This window comes from Flavobacterium sp. IMCC34518, from assembly GCF_027111095.2.
Lineage (GTDB): Bacteria > Bacteroidota > Bacteroidia > Flavobacteriales > Flavobacteriaceae > Flavobacterium > Flavobacterium praedii.
Map to the genome: position 1 here is coordinate 1,770,106 of NZ_CP114284.2, position 22,037 is coordinate 1,792,142.

Annotated in this window: 15 protein-coding genes; 9 read left to right on the forward strand and 6 right to left on the reverse strand. The window is 37.5% G+C overall.

From position 1 onward, the window contains the following. The first annotated feature begins 80 nt into the window (after positions 1–80). Complete coding sequence (locus tag OZP06_RS07790; RefSeq protein ID WP_269224375.1) at positions 81–491, forward strand: BrxA/BrxB family bacilliredoxin; 411 nt, start codon at positions 81–83, stop codon at positions 489–491. A gap of 126 nt (positions 492–617) precedes the next feature. On the opposite strand, the gene OZP06_RS07795 is transcribed toward OZP06_RS07790, so the two are convergent. From OZP06_RS07795 to OZP06_RS07805, 3 genes are read right to left on the reverse strand one after another with little or no spacing between them, the layout of a single operon-like run. Next, positions 618–1,982, reverse strand: coding sequence for an efflux transporter outer membrane subunit (locus OZP06_RS07795; RefSeq protein WP_281324445.1), 1,365 nt, complete (start codon positions 1,980–1,982; stop codon positions 618–620). Continuing rightward, the gene (locus OZP06_RS07800) at positions 1,972–5,130 is read right to left on the reverse strand and encodes a multidrug efflux RND transporter permease subunit (RefSeq protein ID WP_269224377.1); all 3,159 of its coding nucleotides are present in this window, start codon (positions 5,128–5,130) and stop codon (positions 1,972–1,974) included. Before OZP06_RS07800 ends, OZP06_RS07795 begins: the two co-directional genes overlap by 11 nt. 2 nt (positions 5,131–5,132) lie before the next feature. Further along, a complete protein-coding gene (locus tag OZP06_RS07805; RefSeq protein WP_269224378.1) occupies positions 5,133–6,272 on the reverse strand; it encodes an efflux RND transporter periplasmic adaptor subunit in 1,140 nt (379 codons plus the stop codon). A gap of 285 nt (positions 6,273–6,557) precedes the next feature. Here OZP06_RS07805 and OZP06_RS07810 point away from each other — a divergent pair, with 285 nt between their 5' ends. The 8 genes from OZP06_RS07810 to OZP06_RS07845 all read left to right on the forward strand — a co-directional run bounded on the left by OZP06_RS07810 (position 6,558) and on the right by OZP06_RS07845 (position 18,614). Further along, positions 6,558–7,529 (forward strand): polyphosphate kinase 2 family protein, encoded by a 972-nt coding sequence (locus OZP06_RS07810; RefSeq protein ID WP_269224379.1) that lies wholly within the window; start codon positions 6,558–6,560, stop codon positions 7,527–7,529. 22 nt (positions 7,530–7,551) lie between these two features. Continuing rightward, positions 7,552–9,237: a SulP family inorganic anion transporter gene (locus OZP06_RS07815; RefSeq protein ID WP_281324446.1), complete on the forward strand. Its 1,686-nt coding sequence runs from the start codon at positions 7,552–7,554 to the stop codon at positions 9,235–9,237. A 207-nt stretch (positions 9,238–9,444) separates the two neighbouring features. Further along, positions 9,445–10,812, forward strand: coding sequence for a rhodanese-related sulfurtransferase (locus OZP06_RS07820; RefSeq protein ID WP_269224382.1), 1,368 nt, complete (start codon positions 9,445–9,447; stop codon positions 10,810–10,812). A gap of 117 nt (positions 10,813–10,929) precedes the next feature. Continuing rightward, on the forward strand, positions 10,930–12,171 hold the full coding sequence (locus tag OZP06_RS07825) for a peptidase U32 family protein (protein WP_269224383.1): 1,242 nt from the start codon (positions 10,930–10,932) through the stop codon (positions 12,169–12,171). Continuing rightward, positions 12,171–12,401, forward strand: a complete 231-nt coding sequence (locus OZP06_RS07830; RefSeq protein ID WP_143378118.1) for a ferredoxin — start codon at positions 12,171–12,173, stop codon at positions 12,399–12,401. The genes OZP06_RS07825 and OZP06_RS07830 overlap by 1 nt, the downstream gene beginning before the upstream one ends. Positions 12,402–12,556: 155 nt before the next feature. Next, a complete protein-coding gene (locus OZP06_RS07835) occupies positions 12,557–13,051 on the forward strand; it encodes a hypothetical protein (RefSeq protein WP_269224384.1) in 495 nt (164 codons plus the stop codon). A gap of 830 nt (positions 13,052–13,881) precedes the next feature. Continuing rightward, a complete protein-coding gene (locus OZP06_RS07840) occupies positions 13,882–17,625 on the forward strand; it encodes a type ISP restriction/modification enzyme (RefSeq protein WP_269224385.1) in 3,744 nt (1,247 codons plus the stop codon). A gap of 2 nt (positions 17,626–17,627) precedes the next feature. Next, positions 17,628–18,614, forward strand: a complete 987-nt coding sequence (locus OZP06_RS07845; RefSeq protein ID WP_269224386.1) for a virulence RhuM family protein — start codon at positions 17,628–17,630, stop codon at positions 18,612–18,614. Positions 18,615–19,027: 413 nt separating this feature from the next. On the opposite strand, the gene OZP06_RS07850 is transcribed toward OZP06_RS07845, so the two are convergent. Genes OZP06_RS07850 through OZP06_RS07860 form a run of 3 tightly spaced genes read right to left on the reverse strand, consistent with a single transcriptional unit; the run spans position 19,028 to position 22,034 of the window. Then, a complete protein-coding gene (locus OZP06_RS07850; protein ID WP_269224387.1) occupies positions 19,028–19,978 on the reverse strand; it encodes an EamA family transporter in 951 nt (316 codons plus the stop codon). Between the two features lies 1 nt (position 19,979). Next, complete coding sequence (locus OZP06_RS07855; protein ID WP_269224388.1) at positions 19,980–20,783, reverse strand: SDR family NAD(P)-dependent oxidoreductase; 804 nt, start codon at positions 20,781–20,783, stop codon at positions 19,980–19,982. 39 nt (positions 20,784–20,822) lie between these two features. Next, positions 20,823–22,034 carry a gliding motility-associated C-terminal domain-containing protein gene (locus tag OZP06_RS07860; protein WP_269224389.1) on the reverse strand — a complete coding sequence of 404 codons (1,212 nt, stop codon included), beginning with the start codon at positions 22,032–22,034 and terminating at the stop codon, positions 20,823–20,825. Between the last annotated feature and the right edge of the window lie 3 nt (positions 22,035–22,037).

Consider the following 22,037-nt stretch of genomic DNA (forward strand, 5'->3'; position numbering starts at 1 on the left):
ACAAGAAACATTCCTGAAATTATAAATCTCTTTATATTTGTATTAAAATATTAAAACTACAATCTTAAAACAAAAATAATATGTATCCAGAAGAAATGGTAAAACCGATGAAAGCAGAATTAACTGTTGCTGGTTTTCAAGAATTACATACTTCAGACGCAGTAGAAAGCGCTATTAAGTCAGAAGGCACAACATTTGTAGTAGTCAACTCTGTTTGTGGTTGTGCTGCAAGAAATGCTCGTCCAGGAGTTGTTATGAGCTTGGATAATGATAAAAAACCTTCAAAACTTGTAACTGTTTTTGCAGGAGTAGATCGTGAAGCTGTAGAAACAGCAAGAGGATTTATGTTCCCATTTCCTCCATCATCTCCAAGTATTGCTTTGTTTAAAGATGGTGAATTGGTTCATATGTTAGAGCGTCATCATATAGAAGGGCGTCCAGCAGAAACAATTGCAGAAAACTTAAAAGATGCTTTCAACGAGTATTGCTAATTAGCATGAATGCAGAAGTTTAAGAAACCGTTTTGTTCCAAAAACAGTATTCTTATTTTTATACTAATACAAAATGCCGCAAATTTCATAATAGAATTTGCGGCATTTTCATTTTTCTAATCCGTATTAGTTCCAACCGCCACCAAGTGCTTTATACAATTGTACCATTGCCGCTAACTGACGTTGTGATAATTGTGATAAATTGATTTCAGCATCAAATAAAGAACGTTGAACATCTAATACCTCTAAGTAAGAAACATAGCCATTATAATATCTGGCATACGATAATTCGTAATTCTTTTTTGCAGCTGCTACTTGTCGGCTTCTTGCTTCGTATTCTTCTTTGTAGGTTGCAACATTTTGAATGGCATTTTCAACTTCTGCAATGGCTACCAAATACGTTTTTTGATAATTTAGTTTAGATTGCTCCGCAATTTGTCTGTTGATTTCTACTCTTCTTGTATTTTTACCAAATTGAAAAATTGGTCCAACCACTCCAGCTGAAGCATTTTGGTTATAAGAACCATCTAAAAATAAATCACTCACTTTTGCACTTGCAAATCCTGCAACAGCAGCTATGTTAAACGAAGGCAAACGCATCGCTTGAGCCACTCCTATTCGCTCATGTGCCGCAATATATTGCAATTCAGCCCTTTTTACATCGGGTCTGTTTTGTAACAATGAAGACGGAATAGCGGTTGGCAAATCGGTTACCATTAACTGGTCTTTGTTGGCTTTTCCTCGTTCTATCGGGCCGGGAACTTCTCCTATCAAAATCGAAATGGTATTTTCTAAAACAGTGATTTGTCTTTTGATATTAGGAATGGCTGCCTCTGCAATAGCTACTTGTTGTTCAATTTGAACTTTGTCCAATTCCGAAGTATATCCGCTTTTGAAACGATCAGTTATGATCACATAAGAATCCTGACGTGTTTTTAGTGTTTGTTTGGTGATTTCTAATTGATTATCTAAATCGCGCAACTGAAAATATGCAGTTGCAATATCACTTACTAATCCTGCCAAAACGGTTTTCCTAGCCTCATCAGTTGCTAGAAGTTCATTTTGAACGGCTTTGTTCTCATGTCTTAATTTACCCCAAAAATCAATTTCCCAAGACATATTGGCAACCAAAGATGAAGGCTGAAAAAATGTTTCTGCTGTATTTACTCCTCCTGAATATTGAAAACTTGGCAAAACATTGGCTTTGGTAAATCCTAAATTAGCTTTGGCTTGATCCAAACGCGAAATAGCAATTTTCAAATCATAATTGTTCTGAATACCTTTGTTTATAAGGTTTTTAAGGGTTTCGTCATTAAAGATATCAAACCATTTTACATTCAAAATGGATGCCGTAGTATCTGCATTTTGAGTCAATCGATATTGACGGGCTTCCTGTAATTCGGGTGCTTTATATTTTGGTCCTACCAAACAACTAACTGGTATAAAGGATAGTGTTACCAGAAGTAATCCTATTTTAAATTTATTCCTCATGGCTAATAGATTTAGTAGATTCGACACTTTGTTCGGTAGTTTTCTTTTTTCCAATACCTTCAATGAACACAAATAGAACGGGAATAAAACAAACCCCTAGGATAGTAGCAACGAGCATTCCGCTAAAAACAGTCATTCCCATTACCTTTCGAGCTTGAGCTCCTGCTCCCGAAGCGGTTAATAACGGAACAACACCAAGAATGAAGGCAAATGCAGTCATCAAAATAGGTCGGAATCTCAACTTTGCTGCTGTTAGTGCTGCCTCAACCAGCGGCACTCCTTTTTCGTATTCAGCCTTAGCAAATTCGACAATAAGAATGGCGTTTTTTGCCGCCAGTCCGATGAGCATTACTAACCCAATTTGGGCAAAAACATTATTTACATAATCGGGACTAAACAATTTACATAAATACAGTCCTAAAAAAGCTCCAAAAACAGCAAAAGGTGTTCCTAAAAGTACACTAAAAGGTAGTTTCCAACTTTCGTATTGGGCAGCCAATATCAAGAAAACAAACAAAATAGCCATGATAAAAACAGTTGCTCCTTTCCCTTCGGCTTGTTTTTCTTGATAACTCATGGCAGACCATTCGTATCCCATATCCGCAGGTAGCACTTTTTCGGCAGTTTCTTGCAACGCTTGACGTGCTTCGGCAGAAGTGTATCCTTCGGCGGGTGTACCACCAATTTCGGCGGCACGATACAAATTGAACCGAGTAGTAAACTCAGGACCGCTTTCTTTTTTTATAGTGGCAATACTAGAAATAGGAATCATGATATTGTCTCTATTTCGAACAAAAATTTTATTGATATCTTCAGGATTTAAAGTAAAACTAGGAGCGGCCTGAATCAAAACTATATATTGCCGCCCAAATCTATTGAACTCGTTTACATACTGTCCTCCCAAACTGGCTCCAATGGCTAAATTTACATCGGAGAGGGACAGATTCAGCTCGGTTACTTTTTCGCGATCAATATCCAAACTAATTTGGGGAACATTGGGGTTAAAAGTCGTTCGGACACTTCCAATTTCGGGATGTTTCCTGGCTTCAGCCATAAATCGTTGGGCATTTTCAAATAAATATTGAGGTGATTTCCCTCCTTTATCTTGTAGCATTATAGTGAACCCTGCAGCATTTCCAATTCCAGAAATTGGCGGTGGTCCAAAAGCAAAAACCGTTGCTTCTGGAACGGCATATACCAATTTTCCGTTTAGTTCTTTTATAATTTGAAATACATCTTGCTTACGTTCTTTCCATTCTTTTAGTGAAATAAAGAAAAAACCATTATTGGTAGCCATTGAGTTTTTCAACAAACTATATCCGGATACTGTTGTGTAATATTCAATTCCTTCTGTTTTTCCCAAAATGGCTTCAATTTTTTTACAAACCAACTCTGTACGATGCAATGAAGAAGCTCCAGGTAATTCTACATTGACAAACATGTATCCTTGATCTTCTTCAGGCACAAATCCTCCAGGAATTTTGCTGCCAAGTACTATAATGGCTCCCACAATTATGCCTATGAAAATAAAACTTCGAACGGTTTTCTTAATTAAAAAACCTGTAAAACCAGTGTATTTGCCTGTAAAAGCATCAAATTTTTTATTGAATGACTTAAAAAAACGTCCTAACCAGCCTTTCGCTTCTTGATTGGGTTTTAATAAAATTGAACACAAAGCTGGACTTAGCGTTAGTGCACTTATGGCTGAAAACACTACAGATATGGCTATCGTGATTGCAAATTGTTGGTACAAACGGCCTGTAATTCCTGGCGTCATAGCAACTGGAATAAAAACAGCTGTTAAAACTACAGCAATAGCGACAACTGGTCCAGAAACTTCTTTCATGGCACGATTGGTAGCTTCTCGTGGCGATAATCCGTGTTCAATATGATGCATTACAGCTTCGACCACGACAATAGCATCATCGACCACAATCCCGATTGCTAATACCAATCCTAACAATGACAACACGTTGACCGAAAAACCTAAAAGCGGGAACAGCATAAAAACTCCAATTAAGGAAACGGGTACGGTAAGCAAAGGAATAATTGTAGCTCTCCAATTTTGTAAGAAGATAAAAACCACTATGATTACTAAAATAATAGCTTCTAAAAGGGTATGCATAATTTCATTTATCCCTTCGGTGATTGCCAAAGTGGTGTCTAAAGAGGTAGCGTATTTTAGGTCTTGTGGAAACTTTTTACTCAATTCTTCCATTACACGTTTAGACTCGGCAGCTACTTCTAATGCATTGGATCCGGGCATTTGTTTTACACCGATAGTTCCTGCAGGTTTTCCATTTAAACCTCCTTTTGAAGCATAACTTTCTGTTCCTAATGCTACTGTGGCTACATCTTTTAATCGTACTTGTTGATTGTCAATATTTGATTTCAAAATGATGTTTTCAAAATCGGCTATATCAATCAATCGGTCTTTTAAGGTTACATTATAAGTAAATTCGTTGCCTTCATTAGCTGGAGGTGCACCAAATTTTCCTCCGGGAGCAATCGAGTTTTGCTCTTTGATTGCATTCATAATGTCAGGAATGGTCAACTTATATTTGGCCAAAATGTCGGGTTTTACCCAAATTCGCATGGCATAATTACTTCCACCAAAAATCACTACTTCACCAACTCCTTTGATTCTTGATAGGGCGTCAACCATATTGATGTTGGCATAGTTGGTTAAAAAATCAGAATCATAAGTGTTGTTTGGGGAATATACAGAGAACAAAAGTAGCGGCATCGACAAAGACTTCTTGGTCGTAACCCCTGTGTTTTTCACATCAACAGGTAGTGTTGAGGTTGCTGATGCCACGCGGTTTTGGGTTAGCATTGTCGCATTGTCCAGATCGGTTCCCATATCAAAAGTAACCGATAATGACATGCTTCCGTCTCCTGTATTGGTGGATTGCATATACAACATGTTCTCTACTCCATTTACTTTTTGTTCGATGGGAGTAGCAACTGCTTGTTCTACATTTAAAGCATTTGCACCTCTATAACTGGTCTGAATTTGTACTACTGGAGGCGCAATTTCTGGATACTGAGCAATTGGTGTGGAGAGTATGGATAATCCTCCAATTATAACCATAAAAATGGATAATACAATTGCAACGATGGGTCTTCTTACAAAAAAATTATCCATAACTATTTTGTTTTTTTATCTTCTGATGCATATGGAACTGGCATAACAACTGATCCGGGTTGAATAAATAAACTGCCTACAATGGCTACTTTATCTCCAACGTTTAGTCCTTTTGTAATTACCCAATCTTGTCCAACTTTGGATCCCACTTCAACAATACGAACTTGAATTTTATTCTCGTTATCAATGATTAATACTTGAAAAATCCCTTGCAATTCGGTAACCGCTTTTTGAGGAATAGCGATAGCTCCTTTTTGATTTTGAATCAAAGCTCTCACTTTCGAAAATTGTCCTGAGCGCAAATTGTTTTCTGGATTGGGGAAAGTCGTTTCAATAGTCATGGTTCCCGTTGTAGGATCTATTTTGGCGTCAGCAAAGTTTAAAACTCCTTTGTAAGGATGAACGCTTCCGTCTGATAATAAAAGCTCAATATCATTAGATTGATTGTCAGATGTAAGGCTTTTCTTTTTTCGATACTCTAAAAACTCCGCTTCGCTAATTGTAAAGCGAACTCTCACTTTTTCTAATTTTGAAACGGTATTTAGCTTAGATGAACTTCCCATTCTCGAAATATAATCTCCTACTCGGGCATGGCTTATTCCAATTATACCATCAATTGGCGATACTATATTGCAATAACTTCTTTCTAATTGTTGATTTCGTAAGGCTGCTTGAGTACTTTCATAATTAGATAGTGCAGCTTTTGCTTTTGCAACAGCGGCATCTAATTCTCTTTTACTAACCGCATTCATATCTGCCAGAGGGCGAATTCTTTTCAGTTCTTCCTCAGCATTGACAAGATTGCTTTGCGATGTAGCCACTTGCCCTTTTACTTGCTCCACTTTTGTTTCATATTCTAATGGATCAATGGTGTAAAGCAATTGTCCTTTTCGAACGCGTTGTCCTTCTTTGAAATGAATGCCTGTCAAAATTCCATCCACTCTTGCCGTTAAAACAATGTCTAAATCTCCAAAGGTTTGAGCTGCAAATTCCTTATAAATGGGAACATCTCTTGCAACTACAGTAATAAAAGGTGCAGGAATTGGTGGGGGTGCTTGCTTTTCTTCTTTTTTACACGAAGAACAAAGAGCCGAAAAAGCTATAACAAAAAACAATAGTTTACTATTTTTTAGCGCATTCATACATTGTTTTATTAAAATTAATACTAACAAAAATATTGATTTTTATTAAGACTACTAATCAAATTACAAAAAAAATACTCAATAAAACATTAATATTATTAAAATAAAATATAATTAACCGTCAGATTGCGTAAAAGTTACGAATACTTTAATTATTCTCGTTAAGTTCAATTCTTGTTACTTTTTTTTTATTAAATTAGTGGATTCGATTATTCAATTTTCAACATCGAATTGCTCTAATTATTTAAATGAAATCAGATTTTAATAAAAATTAAATTTGGAAATATGTCAAAATCAAGCAAAAAGGAATCGAATAACTTTGAGGATAAACTAATAAACTTAAATAATCTAAGCAAAAAAGAGCTAGTACAAAGAGCAAAAACATTCTCTAAGCAATATTGGGTTGGTGATGGTGAGAATTTCAAACTCAATGATTACGAAACAAAAGCGAGTTTTAATTTGGGTGAAGAAGGAAAACCATTGGTGAATCAAACTTTGCAAATGGGTGTTGAAGCTTTGGCTGCTATGCAGGATGTATTATATGCTCAAGACAAATGGTCATTATTGCTCATTTTTCAAGCAATGGATGCCGCTGGAAAAGATGGTGCTATTAAACATGTTATGTCTGGAGTAAACCCACAAGGATGTCAAGTTTCCTCGTTCAAAGCACCGAGTTCAGAGGATTTGGATCATGATTTTTTGTGGCGCTGTCAAAAGCATTTGCCAGAACGAGGTCGAATCGGAATTTTTAATCGCTCTTATTATGAAGAAGTTTTGGTAGTTCGTGTACACGAACAAATTTTGAAAGGCCAAAAACTTCCTGAAAAATTAGTTACCGAAGACATCTGGGAAGAACGTTTTCAGGACATTCGCAACTTCGAAAAATATTTATCCAGAAACGGAACCATAGTTCTCAAATTTTTTCTCAATGTCTCTAAAAATGAACAAAAAGAACGTTTTATAGAACGTGTAGACGATCCTGATAAAAACTGGAAATTTAGTGCTACAGACGCCAAAGAGAGAGGTTATTGGGGTGATTATATGTTTGCTTATGAGGAACTAATCAAAAACACCTCGACCAAAAAATCGCCTTGGTATGTAATTCCCGCTGATAACAAATCTTATGCCCGAATTGCTATAGCTTCTGCAATTATTCACGCATTGGATGAAATGGAATTGGAATATCCTAAAGTGGATGATGCCAAAAGAGCCGAATTAAAAGCAATCAAACAAACATTACTGGACGAGAAAGACTAATGCATTTTATTTAAATCAAACCATGCTCTCTAATTTTTTTCCTCCAGTACTCTGGCTAACAAAATACAATACCAAAACTTTAAAAAGTGATTTTGTTGCAGGAATCACCTTAGCGGCGTATGGAATTCCAGTTTCGCTAGCATATGCAACTCTTGCAGGTTTACCACCTCAATACGGAATCTATGGCTATCTTATTGGTGGTTTGTTTTATGCTTTATTGGGCAGCAGTAAGCAATTAGCCATTGGCCCAACATCAGCAATTTCATTACTTATTGGTACAACAATTGCTGATATGGCACACGGAGACATTCAGCGTTGGGCCGATATAGCTTCTCTAACTGCTCTTGTTTTTGCAGGAATGGCGATAGTGGCCTATATCTTGCGGCTGAGCGGTATTATCAATTTTATCAGTGAAACCGTTTTGGTTGGTTTCAAAGCTGGAGCTGCTTTGACTATTGGTTTAACCCAATTACCTAAACTCTTTGGTATAAAAGGAGGTGGAGAAAATTTTTTGGATCGAATTGTTACTATTTTTCAGCAACTTCCAGAAATGAATATGGTAGTTTTTATTTTTGGCATAATAGCTATTATTGTCCTACTAGTTGGTGAAAAAAAAGCACCTGGTCGACCCATAGCCATTATTATCGTAGTCTTTTCGATTATACTCCTATCTACAACAACGCTTGGTTTGCTAGGTTTCAAAACAGTTGGAGTTATACCATCTGGACTGCCAGAATTTCATATACCTTTGTTACAAATTCGAGACGTCGACGGCGTTCTTCCCTTAGCATTGGCTTGTTTTTTATTATCGTATATCGAAAGTGTTTCGGCTGGTAGAACATTGGCACAAAAAAACAAATACACCATTGACCCGCGTCAAGAATTACTCGCACTCGGAATCGCCAATGCTGCTGTAGCGTTCGGTCAAGGATATCCAGTTGCAGGAGGTTTGTCCCAATCTGCTGTAAACGATACCGCTGGAGCCAAAACACCTTTGTCTTTAGTATTTGCGTCAGCAACCATAGCGATTTGCCTACTCTTTTTTACAGGATTTCTTCAAAATTTGCCAACCGTAGTTTTGGCCGCTATTGTCTTAGTAGCCATTAGAGGACTTTTTGACGTTGTAGAAATAAAACATCTTTATAAAATCAACAAACAGGAATTTTATGTTGCTATGATTGCGTTTGTTGGAGTTCTTATTTGGGGAATTCTTACTGGTGTTTTATTGGCAGCCATCGTGACCTTGCTGTTAATGATAAAGGCAACTTCAAAACCAACCATCGCTTTCTTGGGCAGAATTCCCGGCACCAAACGCTATACTGATATTTCTAGACATCCTGATAATGAACAAATTGAAGGCGTATTAATTGTTCGAATTGAATCGGCGATTTTGTATTTTAATTGCGAATTTATAAAAGAACAGTTGTGGCTGAAAATTAATAGCGAATCAGACACCTTAAAAACGATAATCTTAGATCTTAATTCATCACCTCGCATAGATATTGCGGGAGCTCGTTTTTTGAAACAGCTTTTTATCGATTTGAAAGCCAAAAACATATACTTAAAAATTGCCGAAGCTCGTTCTGAAGTTCGCGATACCTGTCGGGCTGAAGGACTTGAAGTGCTACTGGGGCATATTAGTCGTTCGGTTTCGGTAGATGATTTAGTGGTTGAGGCAATTAGAATCAATGATAAAAAATCGTCCTAAATCTGTTTGATCCGTAATGTCCGTTGGGTAATTTTTGAAACACATTCTCATTCGATACTAGCCAAATCACAATATTCCGCTAATTAGCATCCTAAAATCCCAAAAGTTCACTAATTTTGCGCCCGATTTCAAATACGCATTTCCCAAATAATTGGAACCGTAAATTAAAATCATCTTATATTTTCTCAACTTAAATTAGTTTATAGCATGCAACTGTACAACACTTTAAGCGCAGAGGAAAGAGCCACTATGATTGACGATGCCGGAAAGCAACGTCTCACATTGTCTTTTTATGCCTACGCGCAAATTCAAAATCCAACACAATTTCGTAACGAATTATTTCTGGCTTGGAACCCGCTTGAGGTTTTAGGAAGAATTTATGTTGCCCATGAAGGAATCAATGCCCAATTATCACTTCCGGCAGATCATTTTTACGAATTCAAAAATACTATTGAACAATATGATTTCATGAAGGGAATCCGATTGAATATTGCCGTAGAGCATGACGACCATTCCTTTTTGAAACTCACCGTAAAAGTCCGCGACAAAATTGTTGCCGACGGGCTAGAAGACAACACTTTCGATGTCACCAACATCGGAATTCACCTAAAAGCAAAGGAATTCAACGAATTACTTGAAGATCCGAACACGATTTTGGTCGATATGCGAAACCATTACGAATCGGAAATTGGTCATTTTACCAAAGCCATCAGACCCGATGTGGATACCTTTCGCGAAAGCTTACCAATTATCGAAGAGCAATTAGCCGAACACAAACAAGACAAAAAACTGTTGATGTATTGCACGGGCGGAATTCGTTGCGAAAAAGCCAGCGCTTACTTCAAACACAAAGGTTTTGAAAATGTGTATCAACTCGAAGGTGGAATTATTGAATACACCCGTCAGGTTAAAGCCGAAGGACTGGAAAGTAAATTCATTGGTAAAAACTTTGTATTTGACCACCGCTTGGGCGAAAGAATTACAGACGATATCGTTTCGCAATGCCATCAATGTGGCGAACCTTGTGATGTGCATACCAATTGTGCCAACGAAGGTTGTCATTTGCTTTTCATACAATGTGATTCTTGCAAGGAAAAAATGGAAGGCTGCTGCTCAACCGAATGTGTAACTGTTATTCATCTTCCAGAAGAAGAACAAAAAGCGATTCGAAGAGGCATTAAAAACGGAAATAAAATCTTCAAAAAAGGAAAATCAGATGTCTTGACGTTCAAGAACAATCAAGATCCTTTGGCAAATGTTCCTAACCTTAGCGATTTAGTAAAATCAAAAACGGTTGTTAAAAAAGAACCAAAGATCAAAAAACAATACATTGGAAAAGGAACGCACTTTTTCCCAAAACCGAGTATTGCCCAGTTTTTGATTGAAGAAAAAGAAATCAATGTTGGTGACAAAATCCTAATTAAAGGGTCAACAACGGGTGAGCAACAATTGGTTATTGAAGAAATGTTTGTCAATGAAATTGCTTCCGCAAAAGCTGTTGCAGGAGACACTTGTACTTTCAAAGTGCCATTTAGAATTAGGCTGTCTGACAAATTGTATAAAATAATTGGATAGTTCTTCCAATAATTCTCGCATCACCTTTGTCAAAGTTCCAAACTTTGACAAAGGTTTACATTCACCCATCACCTTTGTCAAAGTTTTAAACTTTGACAAAGGTTTATTTCACACAAAATGACAACAAACAACAAAATAGAATTAATGGCTCCCGCAGGAAACTTCGAGTCGTTACAAGCAGGATTAGACAACGGAGCGGATTCCGTTTACTTTGGTGTAGAACAATTGAATATGCGTGCTCGTGCCACTGTAAATTTCACTATGGATGATTTACCAGAAATCGCCCGTCGTTGCGAAGCCAAAAATGTTAGAAGTTATTTAACGCTAAACACCATCATTTACGATCACGATTTGTCTGTAGTAAAGACATTGTTGGCAAAAGCCAAAGAAGCGAATATAACGGCTGTAATCGCTTCGGATCAAGCTGTGATTGCTATGGCAAGGGGAATCGGAATGGAGGTACATATTTCGACCCAATTGAACGTTACGAATATCGAAACCATTCGGTTCTACAGTCTGTTTGCAGATACTATGGTTTTGAGTCGAGAACTGAGTTTGCGTCAAGTAAAAAGCATTACTGCTCAAATCGAAAAAGAACAAATCAAAGGGCCTAACGGGAATTTGGTGGAAATCGAAATTTTTGGTCACGGTGCTTTGTGTATGGCGGTTTCCGGGAAATGTTATTTGAGTTTACATTCCAACAATTCCTCTGCAAACCGAGGCGCTTGCAAACAAAATTGCCGCAAGAAATACACGGTTATCGATCAGGAAACTGGTTTTGAAATTGAAGTAGATAACGAATATCTAATGTCGCCAAAAGATTTATGCACACTGGATTTTCTGGATCAAGTGATTGATTCCGGTATTCAAGTCCTTAAAATTGAAGGCCGCGGACGTGCTCCAGAATATGTGGCAACGGTTATCAAAACCTACCGTGAAGCAATTGACAGCTATTACGAAGGTACTTTCTCGAAAGAAAAAGTAACGGTTTGGATGGAAGCATTGAACACCGTTTACAATCGCGGTTTTTGGGCAGGCTATTACCTTGGTCAAGAATTGGGAGAGTGGAGCGATGTTTCGGGATCGGTAGCTACTCAGAAGAAAGTGTATGTGGGGAAAGGAACTCATTTTTTTCCAAAAGCAGCTATTGGTCAATTCAAAATTGAAGCCTACGATATCAAAGTTGGCGACAAAATATTGGTGACGGGTCCAAGCACGGGAGCGCAGGAAATGATCATCGAAGAAATGTATGTGAATGACGTGACGGCCGAGAAAGCCACAAAAGGAGACGATTGTACTTTCAAACTGCCTTTCAGAATCCGTATGTCCGACAAATTATATAAAATAGTGGAAGCCTAATGGTTATTGTAACACTGCAAAGAGACAAATGTATTGGGTGCAATTATTGTGTAGAAATGGCACCCGTTCAATTCCAAATGTCCAAAAAAGACGGAAAATCGGTATTGATTAAGAGTGTAAATGCCAAAGGGTTTTACACCTTGAAATCACCTGACCACACCATAGTCGAAAGTTGTGAATTGGCTGCTAAAGCCTGTCCTGTGAAAATTATTTCGGTGAAGGAAACGTAGAAAAATCCTTAATTTGAAGGTGTTGATGCCTTAATAGTAAGAATAAAGAATTATTAAATATTTAAAAATAAGAATATTCAATTATTTTATAGGTTATTTAAGATTTTATTTATATTTGAATAAATATAGTTATTAACTTAAAAAACCAAAACCCTATGCCATTTGAAAATTTAAACAACAACCATTATGTCGCTGCCGAGAAAACAGTAGTTGGCACTAGCCTAACTGCACTTGAAACTGCTTTGTCTGCCAAAATTAAAAACCTGAGTGCCGAGGAGCGCCAGAAATATGGGAGCATCAATGAGTCAAACAAACTAATTGTAAACAAAGTAAAAGACTATAAAGCCAGCCAGCCGGGTTTAAGCAGTCCCGATGTAGACTGGGTGGAGTTCCAGAGCGATTTTGATTCGAGAGACTTTCTGCAATCTACTATTACTAGATTACAGACCTTAATCGACGGATTGACCAATAATAAAATCCTGCATGATTATGATAATTACCAGGCTGCTCTTACCGATTATGACTTTAGCAAATACAAAGCGAGCACCAAAGCGGCAGGATACGAAGGCAAAGTAACTGCCATTTCACAGTTTTTCACAGGGGGCAGCACTGCAGCAAAACCCGCCAAGAAAATAGAAGAGGAGATTTAGCCCCTGCATACAGTACCCAAACGGGAAAGGAACTAGTTTCTTTCCCGTTTTTTTGTGGCCTACTACGTCCCGACCCCGTTTAGCCCGTTCTACAACATATCGTATGGACACAAATAGGACCTCATTATTCATAACAAATCGATGTGATTAAGATTCAGCACCAGCCCGCTCCCTAATATTGTCTCCAACGGTTGAAACCGTTGGCTATGGTATAATCAAAACCGATGTAAAGAGGAATTACTATACTAAATTGCTTTATTCAACGCCCAAATTTTGGAGTTGTATCCACACGATAGGATAATACTCGTGATCAACCGTGGGTTACGTATCGCTAAACGTATTTCTCGAAATTGAATTCTTCTATATTGCCTCCAACGGTTGAAACCGTTGGCTATGGTATAATCAAAACCTAATTTATAGAAATTAGATACCTACAATGGGTTTAATCAATGTTTAAATTTTAACCTTGTGTCCTCGTGATAGTTCCTACAACGTGGTCGACCACGTCTCGAACCCCGTTTACCCCGTTGGGTAACGTGGTCTACCCCGTTCTGTGCGCCAATTATCCCATCGAACAACGTGGTTCACCCCGTCCTAGACGTCAACTACCCCGTTATACAACGGGGTCAACCCCGTTCTCGACGGCCATGACCCCGTTCTGAGCAGATTTGTCCCCAAACAAGAAACCTTTTCACTCCTCAATCCTCACCATTCAACATTTACTTCTCACCATTCATCATTCACAACCCACCATTCACAACTCACCATTCACATTTCACTTCTCACAATTAAAACATATATTTGTTACAATTCAATTCCAAAACATATTCATGACTATCGATCAATACATTCAAAATATAAATGCGGCCTACAAACGAGGAACAGCAACAGAACATACCTATCGAGGCGATTTGTCTAAGCTTATAGAAACCATTGTTCCAAATGTCATAGCAACCAACGAACCCAAACGCCAGCAATGTGGCGCTCCCGATTATATTCTGACCAAAAAAGATGTTCCTGTTGGTTTTATTGAAGCCAAAGACATAGGCGACAAAGACCTTTCGGGACTAAAGAAAACAGGGAACAAAGAACAATTTGACCGTTACAAAAACTCGTTAAACAATCTGATATTTACCGATTATCTCGATTTTCATTTGTACATAGATGGTATTTTTATTACCAAAATAGCCATCGCAGAACTAAAATTCCCCTCCACTGGAGGGGTGTCCGAAGGACGGGGTGGTTCCTCCACTGGAGGGGTGCCCAACGGGCGGGGTGGTTTTTCTGGTGCTGAGATAGTCCCAATTCCCGAAAACTTCGCTGCTTTCACCAATTTGATCAAAGATTTTTGTGTACACATAAGCCAAACTATAAAAAGTTCCAAAAGACTGGCCGAAATGATGGCGGGAAAAGCCAGATTGCTATCGGATGTAATCGAGCAAGCCCTAACCAGTGACGAAACCCACAACGAAGACAGTACGCTGAAAGACCAGATGAATGCCTTTAAGGAAATCCTGATTCACGACATTACGCCCAAAGGTTTTGCCGACGTGTACTCGCAAACTATTGCCTACGGAATGTTTGCCGCACGATTGCACGACCCTACTTTGCCTACCTTCTCCAGACAAGAAGCCGCCGAACTGATTCCAAAATCGAACCCGTTCCTGCGAAAACTCTTTGGCTACATAGCAGGACCCGATATTGATGACCGCATCAAATGGATAGTAGATTCGCTGGTTGATATTTTCCTGGCGTGTAATGTTGCCGATATCCTAAAAAATTACGGAAAGTCTACCAAAATGGAAGACCCGATCATTCATTTTTATGAGACTTTCCTAAGCGAATACGACCCGAAATTAAGAAAAGCCCGCGGGGTTTGGTACACTCCAAAACCGGTGGTGAATTTCATCGTGCGTGCCGTAGATGATATCCTGAAAACCGAATTTGATTTGCCACAAGGTCTGGCTGACACCAGCAAAACCAAAATAAAAATTGACCTTCAAGGCAAGAAAGTAGAACAGGAAGTACACCGAGTACAAATTCTAGACCCAGCAACGGGAACAGGAACATTTCTGGCTGAGGTAGTCAAGCACATTCACCACAAATTCAAAGGGCAACAAGGCGTTTGGAGCAATTATGTAGAAACGCATTTACTGCCCCGATTGAATGGTTTTGAGTTACTGATGGCGAGTTATGCCATGGCGCATTTGCAAATGGATTTATTACTGACCGAAACCGGATTTAAACCCACCAGAGAACAGCGTTTAAAAATCTATTTGACCAACTCTCTCGAAGAAAGCCATCCCGATACCGGAACGTTGTTTGCCAATTGGTTGAGCAGTGAAGCCAACGAAGCCAATTTCATCAAGCGCGATACGCCCGTGATGTGTATAGTGGGAAATCCTCCGTATAGTGGGGAGAGCAACAACAAGGGCAAGTGGATTATGGACTTGATGGAAGATTACAAAAAAGAACCGGGCGGAAAAGAAAAACTCAAAGAACGAAACCCCAAAGCTTTAAATGACGATTATGTAAAATTCTTGCGTTACGGACAGCATTATATTGAGCGTAACGGCAGCGGTGTTTTGGCATTCATCAACCCGCACGGATTTTTAGATAATGTTACCTATCGAGGAATGCGTTGGAATTTATTGAAAACGTACGACAAAATTTACACTATAGATTTACATGGTAACAGCAAAAAGAAAGAAACTTCGCCTGATGGTTCCGCTGATGTGAATGTCTTTGATATCATGCAAGGAGTTTCTATCAATATTTTTGTCAAAACAGGCAGGAAAAAACCAAATGAATTGGGACAGGTTTTTCATTATGATTTATATGGAAAGCGCGATTTTAAATATGATTTTCTTTCTGAAAACCTATTAAAAAACATTGAATTTAAAAAATTACTTAATATCGCTCCTAATTATTTTTTTGTTTCTAAAGATTTTGAACAGCAAAAAGAATATGATAAAGGATTTAATATTAATAGTTTATTTGCAGTATCAACTAGTGGCATAAAAACTCATAGTGACGCTACTCTAGTCAATTTTGATAAATTTAATACATCAAATCAATTATATGATTATAGACCATTTGATGTAAGAAATATTGAATATGACCTTAAAAAAGTTCAGCGACATAGATATTCAGTTATGAAGCATATGTTAAAGGATAATATTGCTATTATGACTTGTAGACAGCTATCAACTTTTGATTTTCAACATGTATTAGTTTCAAAAAATTTAATTGATATGTGTACAGTATCCTTACAAACTAAAGAAACAACATATGCATTTCCTTTATATCTCTACCCCGAAACCAACGGACAACTTTCAACAGAACAAACCACAGAAAGAATCCCGAACCTGAACCCAGAAATAGTCACTCAAATAGCCAAGCAATTGGGTTTAGCTTTTGTTCCCGAGAAAACCACGACCAATTCCCCTCTAAGAAACACAAAGGGAGAAAATTCCCCTCCATTGGAGGGGTGTCCGCAGGACGGGGTGGTTTTTGCACCAATCGATATTCTGGATTACATCTACGCCGTTTTGCATTCGCCAACCTACCGAGAGAAATACAAAGAATTTTTAAAGATAGACTTCCCGAAAATTCCGTATCCAAAAGACGCTGCAACCTTTTGGGAATTGGTGGCATTGGGCAAACAAATAAGAGAAATCCATTTGCTCGAAAGCCCAATTGTTGAAGAGTATATTACGGAATTTAATATTGATGGGGATTGTGTGGTGGGGAAACCGAAGTTTGAAATTAACACAATCGGAGAAAATTCCTTTAAAACGAATATAACCACAAGCAAAGAAAATTCCCCTCCACTGGAGGGGTGCCCATCGGGCGGGGTGGTTCCTGATCTCTTCATCAAAAACAACCCCATATTTTTTAACCCCATTTTAGAACTTCCTTATAATCCCAAATTAAAAGAAAGAGCGAAGGAACTTCGTTATGCCGAAAATTTATCCGAAGTGCTTTTTTGGATGCAAGTACACAAAAGTAATTTCCACAGCATAGATTTTGACAGACAACGCATTATAGGAAATTATATCGTTGATTTTTATGTCAAAAAACTAGGTTTAGTAATAGAAATCGATGGACCTAGTCACGACAATAAAGAAAAATACGATGCTGAAAGGGATGTTTATTTGAAATCCTTGGGTTTACAAGTGTATCATATCCCCGTAACAGATGTTTTACAGAATATGAAAACGGCTATGAGCAACTTAGAGCTTTTTATAATAGAAGAGTTTGGGAAAGCATCAAATTTATTGGTTTTGCAAGAAGAACCACCCCACCCTACGGGCACCCCTCCAGTGGAGGGGAATTTGAAAAAAGGGACGTTTGGGAAAGTGTACATCAACGAAACTCAATATTTCGATAACGTTCCAGAAGTAGCTTGGAATTTTTATATTGGCGGTTACCAGCCCGCACAAAAATGGCTCAAAGACCGTAAGGAACGTAAACTAGAATTTGACGATATTGCGCACTATCAAAAAATAATAGTAGCCCTTACCGAAACCGACCGATTAATGAAAGCAATTGATACAATTGAAATAGAGTAGTTATGGAAGAAGATTTAAAAAAGTTTGTACTATATACCGCTCCAAGCGGTCAAATACGCGTTGATGTATTGCTTCAAAATGAATCGGTGTGGCTTACACAAAAAGCAATAGCTGAGTTGTTTGGCGTGCAAGTACCCGCAATAAGTAAACATTTTAAAAATATTTTTGAAGAGGGAGAATTAATTGAATCTTCAGTTATTTCCAAAATGGAAACAACTGCTTCTGATGATAAAAATTACATTACAAATTATTATAATCTCGATGCCATAATTTCGGTTGGATACCGAGTAAATTCTACCAAAGCTACACAATTCAGGATTTGGGCAACCCAAACTTTAAAAGAATATATAATCAAAGGTTTTGTGTTGGATGACAATCGTTTAAAGCAAGGTGAAGCTATTTTTGGTAAAGATTACTTTAAAGAATTACTGCAAAGAGTTCGTTCGATTCGAGCGAGTGAGAGACGAATTTACCAGCAGGTGACCGATATTTTTGCCGAGTGCAGTATTGATTATGATAGCAATGCCGAAATAACTAAAAATTTTTATGCTACAGTTCAAAATAAATTTCATTTTGCTATAACAGGCAAAACTGCTGCCGAAATTATATTTAAAACTGCCGATTCCCAAAAGGAAAATATGGGATTGACAACCTGGAAAAATAGCCCAAACGGAAGAGTTTTAAAATCGGATGTGATTGTTGCCAAAAATTATTTACAGGAAAAAGAAATTAAACAATTGGAGCGTACCGTAACGGGATATTTTGATTACATCGAAGGATTGATAGAGCGGGAGAATACGTTTACGATGACTCAATTGGCCGAAAGTGTGAATAAATTTATCAGTTTTAATGATTATAAAGTTTTAGAAGGCAAAGGGAGAATTTCTAAAATTCAAGCCGATAAAAAAGCAATTGCAGCTTACGAAGTTTTCAATAAAACACAAAAAATAATTTCTGATTTTGATAAAGAAATAAAAAAGTTAAAGTAACAAACCTATTCCGTTTTGAAATGGAATAGGTTTGTTGTTTTAGGCCTATAGCTCAATGTCATTAAGTTAAGGGTTTCTCACTACGCTTTTTCAAAATATAACTCTCGCAAAGACGCGAAGACGCAAAGAAATGGCTCTTAACTTTGGGTCTTTGCGAGAAAAAACAAAGCTTAACTTAATGACATTGGCCTGTAGCCAATTGATCAATAAATTACGTGGGTTTAACCATCAACTGATCACAATTAATTATTCCCAAAAATGCCTATTGTTTTCTTTTAGCCCTGACATAAGGAATAAACCTTGTGAGCCGGGGTTCGGCTCGCAAGTTTAGGAATAATGGCAGGAACGATGTTTGCTGAAATTGCCCAATCATTCGCTCCTAATATTTTTTATCGCTTATTTTTAGCACTAATTTAGCTAATCTCAGTAATGGGTTCACTGCTGTTTTTCTTTTTCCGCATGGCATAATTTATTAGATATAAGCCAAATAATGTTACGCTTCCGCCAAAGACGATGGCAGTCGTTAATGGCTCACCAAAGATAAAAGAACCCAAAATAACCGCTACTATCGGATTGACATAGGCATACAAACTGCTCAATTCAGTTGGTAGTTTTTGCAAGGCATAGATAAATGCAATAAAGGTTAAAACGGAACCAATGATTACCAAATAGGCAATGGATAACCATGAATTTAATGGAATATCAGAAAGTGGAATGCTCGCACCCGTAGCTCCTACAAAAGCAAACAGAAAAATACTGGAGATAAACATTTGCAAGCCCAAACTGAAATAAGGATTGAAACTAGCCGCTTTTTTCTTGGTGTATAAAGTCCCAAAAGCCCAAGTAATGGTTGCCGCTATCGAAAGTACAATTCCAAATTGAAAATCAGGTTTTAAAAAATCGAATAGGTGTTCATAAAAAATAACACAAACGCCACCAAAACAGGTTATAATTCCAAAAACGGCTAATCTAGTGATTCTTTCGCCTTTAAAAAAGCTGATGAACACAATCCACAAAGGAACCATAGCGCCAATGATAGCGCCCAGTCCGCTACTGATGTATTTCACGCCCCAAGTGCTGAGTCCGTTGCTTAAAACAAAATTGAGCAAACTGAGAATAATGATGCTTTTCCATTGTTTGCCTTTTGGCCAAGGTGTATTCTTCAAGAGGAAAAAAGTAAGATATAAGGAACCACCAATAAATTGTCTGATCCCAGCGAGTTGTAATGCGGGCATGTGTTTGACCCCTTCTTTGGAAGCCAACCAAGTCGTTCCCCAAAAGAAACTCACCCAACACAAAGCCAAAATGGGCAATCCGATAGCGTTTATTCTAGATTTAAAAGCGGTTTGTATTTTTGTTTTCAATTTATAAATTGGTTTTAATAAAGGAATAACCTAAAATTGTTTCTACTTTATCACTAAGAATCAGTTTGCCAACTGATGGTTTGGAGTGATCAAATTGAGGCAAAGGTAAACCTAATTCGGATGCTTTTTGAGTGTAATAATTTTCTCTTGAGGGATGAAATGGACTGACGCCGTTGAAGATTTCGTTCCAAGAATTGGTAGCTATTATTTTTAAGATGATCCCGATGCAATCTTCTTGATGAATAAAGTTGATTGGGGTTTCTGGGTTTTCAATATTTACTTTTCCTGCCATAAACTTGGTTGGATTTCGGTCTTCTCCAATGAGTCCGCCAAAACGGAGAATGGTGGTTTTGAAATGGGGATTACTTTGCAAAAGCGATTCTACCTCTAGCAATTGTTTGCCACTTTCGGTATCGGGTTTTGGAGTGGTATTTTCTGAAATGGTTTGTTTGGCCTCACCGTAAACTGAAGTAGAACTTACAAAAAGCACGTTTTCAATCGTCGATTTTGCGATAAACGGAATTGTGTTTTTAATCTTGGAAACAAAGTTTTCTTTTTCTATACCGCGGAGTTTTGGCGGAATATCAATAATTAAAATTGATGAATCTTTTAGAAAATCAGTAAAGTCTCCAATTGGTTTGTCTTCTGAAAGAGCAATCAAAAAGGGTTTAATTTCTAATTTTTCTAATATTGCGAGTTTACTTTCGGATGTAGTGGAACCATTCACTGAAAATTTATTTGCAAGTAAGGCTTTCGCCAAAGGCCAACCCAACCAACCGCAACCTAATATGCTTATTTGTGTCATTTTTCGATTGTTTCATTAAAAAACAAAGTTTACTGAAAATTAATTAATAAACAAATAACCTGACTTTGAAAAATGTTCCCCAATTTTTAAAACATAAAAATAGGTTCCGTTGGGTAGTTGTAGTGTTTTGGTATCTTGCAAATTACAATTAGAAATACCTTCGAATACATTAAAGTCACTTCCATAGTTTTTTGTAGAATACACTTTTCTTCCCCATCTGTTGTATATTTCAACAGAATTAGGAATGCCGCATTCTACCAAACCATCAATTCTAAAAAAATCATTAAAACCATCTTCATTTGGCGAAATAAAATTATAGATTGCCAATTTATTACAAGGAGAAATTATTCCAGCATCATCGATTCGACCGATGGTAAAAATGCTAAAACCAGACACCTCATAAGGCGTAGTTATGGTTAATTTATCCTTATCGACAATACCTCCTTCATCCACCCATTTTTGTGAAGGAACATCCCAACGAACAATTCGTAGGGCTTCGAGTGGTGCTCTAACAATGGCATCTGTAGATGTAGCATTTTCAAAACTTAAGGTTAATACCATAGGCAACGCCCCACCAACATTTGAAACTTCCCAATATTCTGTAGAACTAATTTCTTTGATAATCCCTGCGCGATTGCTGTGTGGATAGAGGTCATTGGAGTTAGCCTCGAAAAACTCACCACTATACATTTGATTCGTTGCTTTTAAACTACTTATTTTCGCCGAACGATACTGTGAATTTCTTCCTATCGGATACTCAAAATCAGTGGTGCCGTTTTTAAAAGTCTTGCCCACAATAAAACTGGTATTACTGGCATTGTTGGCTAAGGCATTTTCCTCAAAAACAGGAATGCCTATAGTAGGCTGCGCCGTAATAATTCCGTCAATAAAATCTACTTTTTTAAAAAAATTAACCGTATTACTCAACTCAAATCCTTGGGGATTATCAAAAACGGTATGAAACAATCGTATCGCACTTTGACCCGAAATTTGTTGTACATTTTTTCCATTGAAATAGGTTGTTCCTTGTGAATTGGATGAAAAAGAAAAATCCCCTTCATTACGTAAATCGCTAGTCAAAAATAAACTACCATCATTCAAAAACTTTCCAGTAGAGGCATTACTGAAAGATTCATCACTGAAAACTATTGTATTGGGCAAAATACTAATCTGCTCCTTATTAATCCATTGAGCAACGGTTGGCATTTCCCATAAAAAAAGCAGTCCTAGAGTAAATACAAGTTTTTTCATTTG

Bases quoted from the DNA above. Each gene is read 5' to 3' on its own strand.
- OZP06_RS07790 (WP_269224375.1), top strand. From the start codon at position 81: ATGTATCCAGAAGAAATGGTAAAACCGATGAAAGCAGAATTAACTGTT.
- OZP06_RS07795 (WP_281324445.1), bottom strand. From the start codon at position 1,982: ATGAGGAATAAATTTAAAATAGGATTACTTCTGGTAACACTATCCTTT.
- OZP06_RS07800 (WP_269224377.1), bottom strand. From the start codon at position 5,130: ATGGATAATTTTTTTGTAAGAAGACCCATCGTTGCAATTGTATTATCC.
- OZP06_RS07805 (WP_269224378.1), bottom strand. From the start codon at position 6,272: ATGAATGCGCTAAAAAATAGTAAACTATTGTTTTTTGTTATAGCTTTT.
- OZP06_RS07810 (WP_269224379.1), top strand. From the start codon at position 6,558: ATGTCAAAATCAAGCAAAAAGGAATCGAATAACTTTGAGGATAAACTA.
- OZP06_RS07815 (WP_281324446.1), top strand. From the start codon at position 7,552: ATGCTCTCTAATTTTTTTCCTCCAGTACTCTGGCTAACAAAATACAAT.
- OZP06_RS07820 (WP_269224382.1), top strand. From the start codon at position 9,445: ATGCAACTGTACAACACTTTAAGCGCAGAGGAAAGAGCCACTATGATT.
- OZP06_RS07825 (WP_269224383.1), top strand. From the start codon at position 10,930: ATGACAACAAACAACAAAATAGAATTAATGGCTCCCGCAGGAAACTTC.
- OZP06_RS07830 (WP_143378118.1), top strand. From the start codon at position 12,171: ATGGTTATTGTAACACTGCAAAGAGACAAATGTATTGGGTGCAATTAT.
- OZP06_RS07835 (WP_269224384.1), top strand. From the start codon at position 12,557: ATGCCATTTGAAAATTTAAACAACAACCATTATGTCGCTGCCGAGAAA.
- OZP06_RS07840 (WP_269224385.1), top strand. From the start codon at position 13,882: ATGACTATCGATCAATACATTCAAAATATAAATGCGGCCTACAAACGA.
- OZP06_RS07845 (WP_269224386.1), top strand. From the start codon at position 17,628: ATGGAAGAAGATTTAAAAAAGTTTGTACTATATACCGCTCCAAGCGGT.
- OZP06_RS07855 (WP_269224388.1), bottom strand. From the start codon at position 20,783: ATGACACAAATAAGCATATTAGGTTGCGGTTGGTTGGGTTGGCCTTTG.
- OZP06_RS07860 (WP_269224389.1), bottom strand. From the start codon at position 22,034: ATGAAAAAACTTGTATTTACTCTAGGACTGCTTTTTTTATGGGAAATG.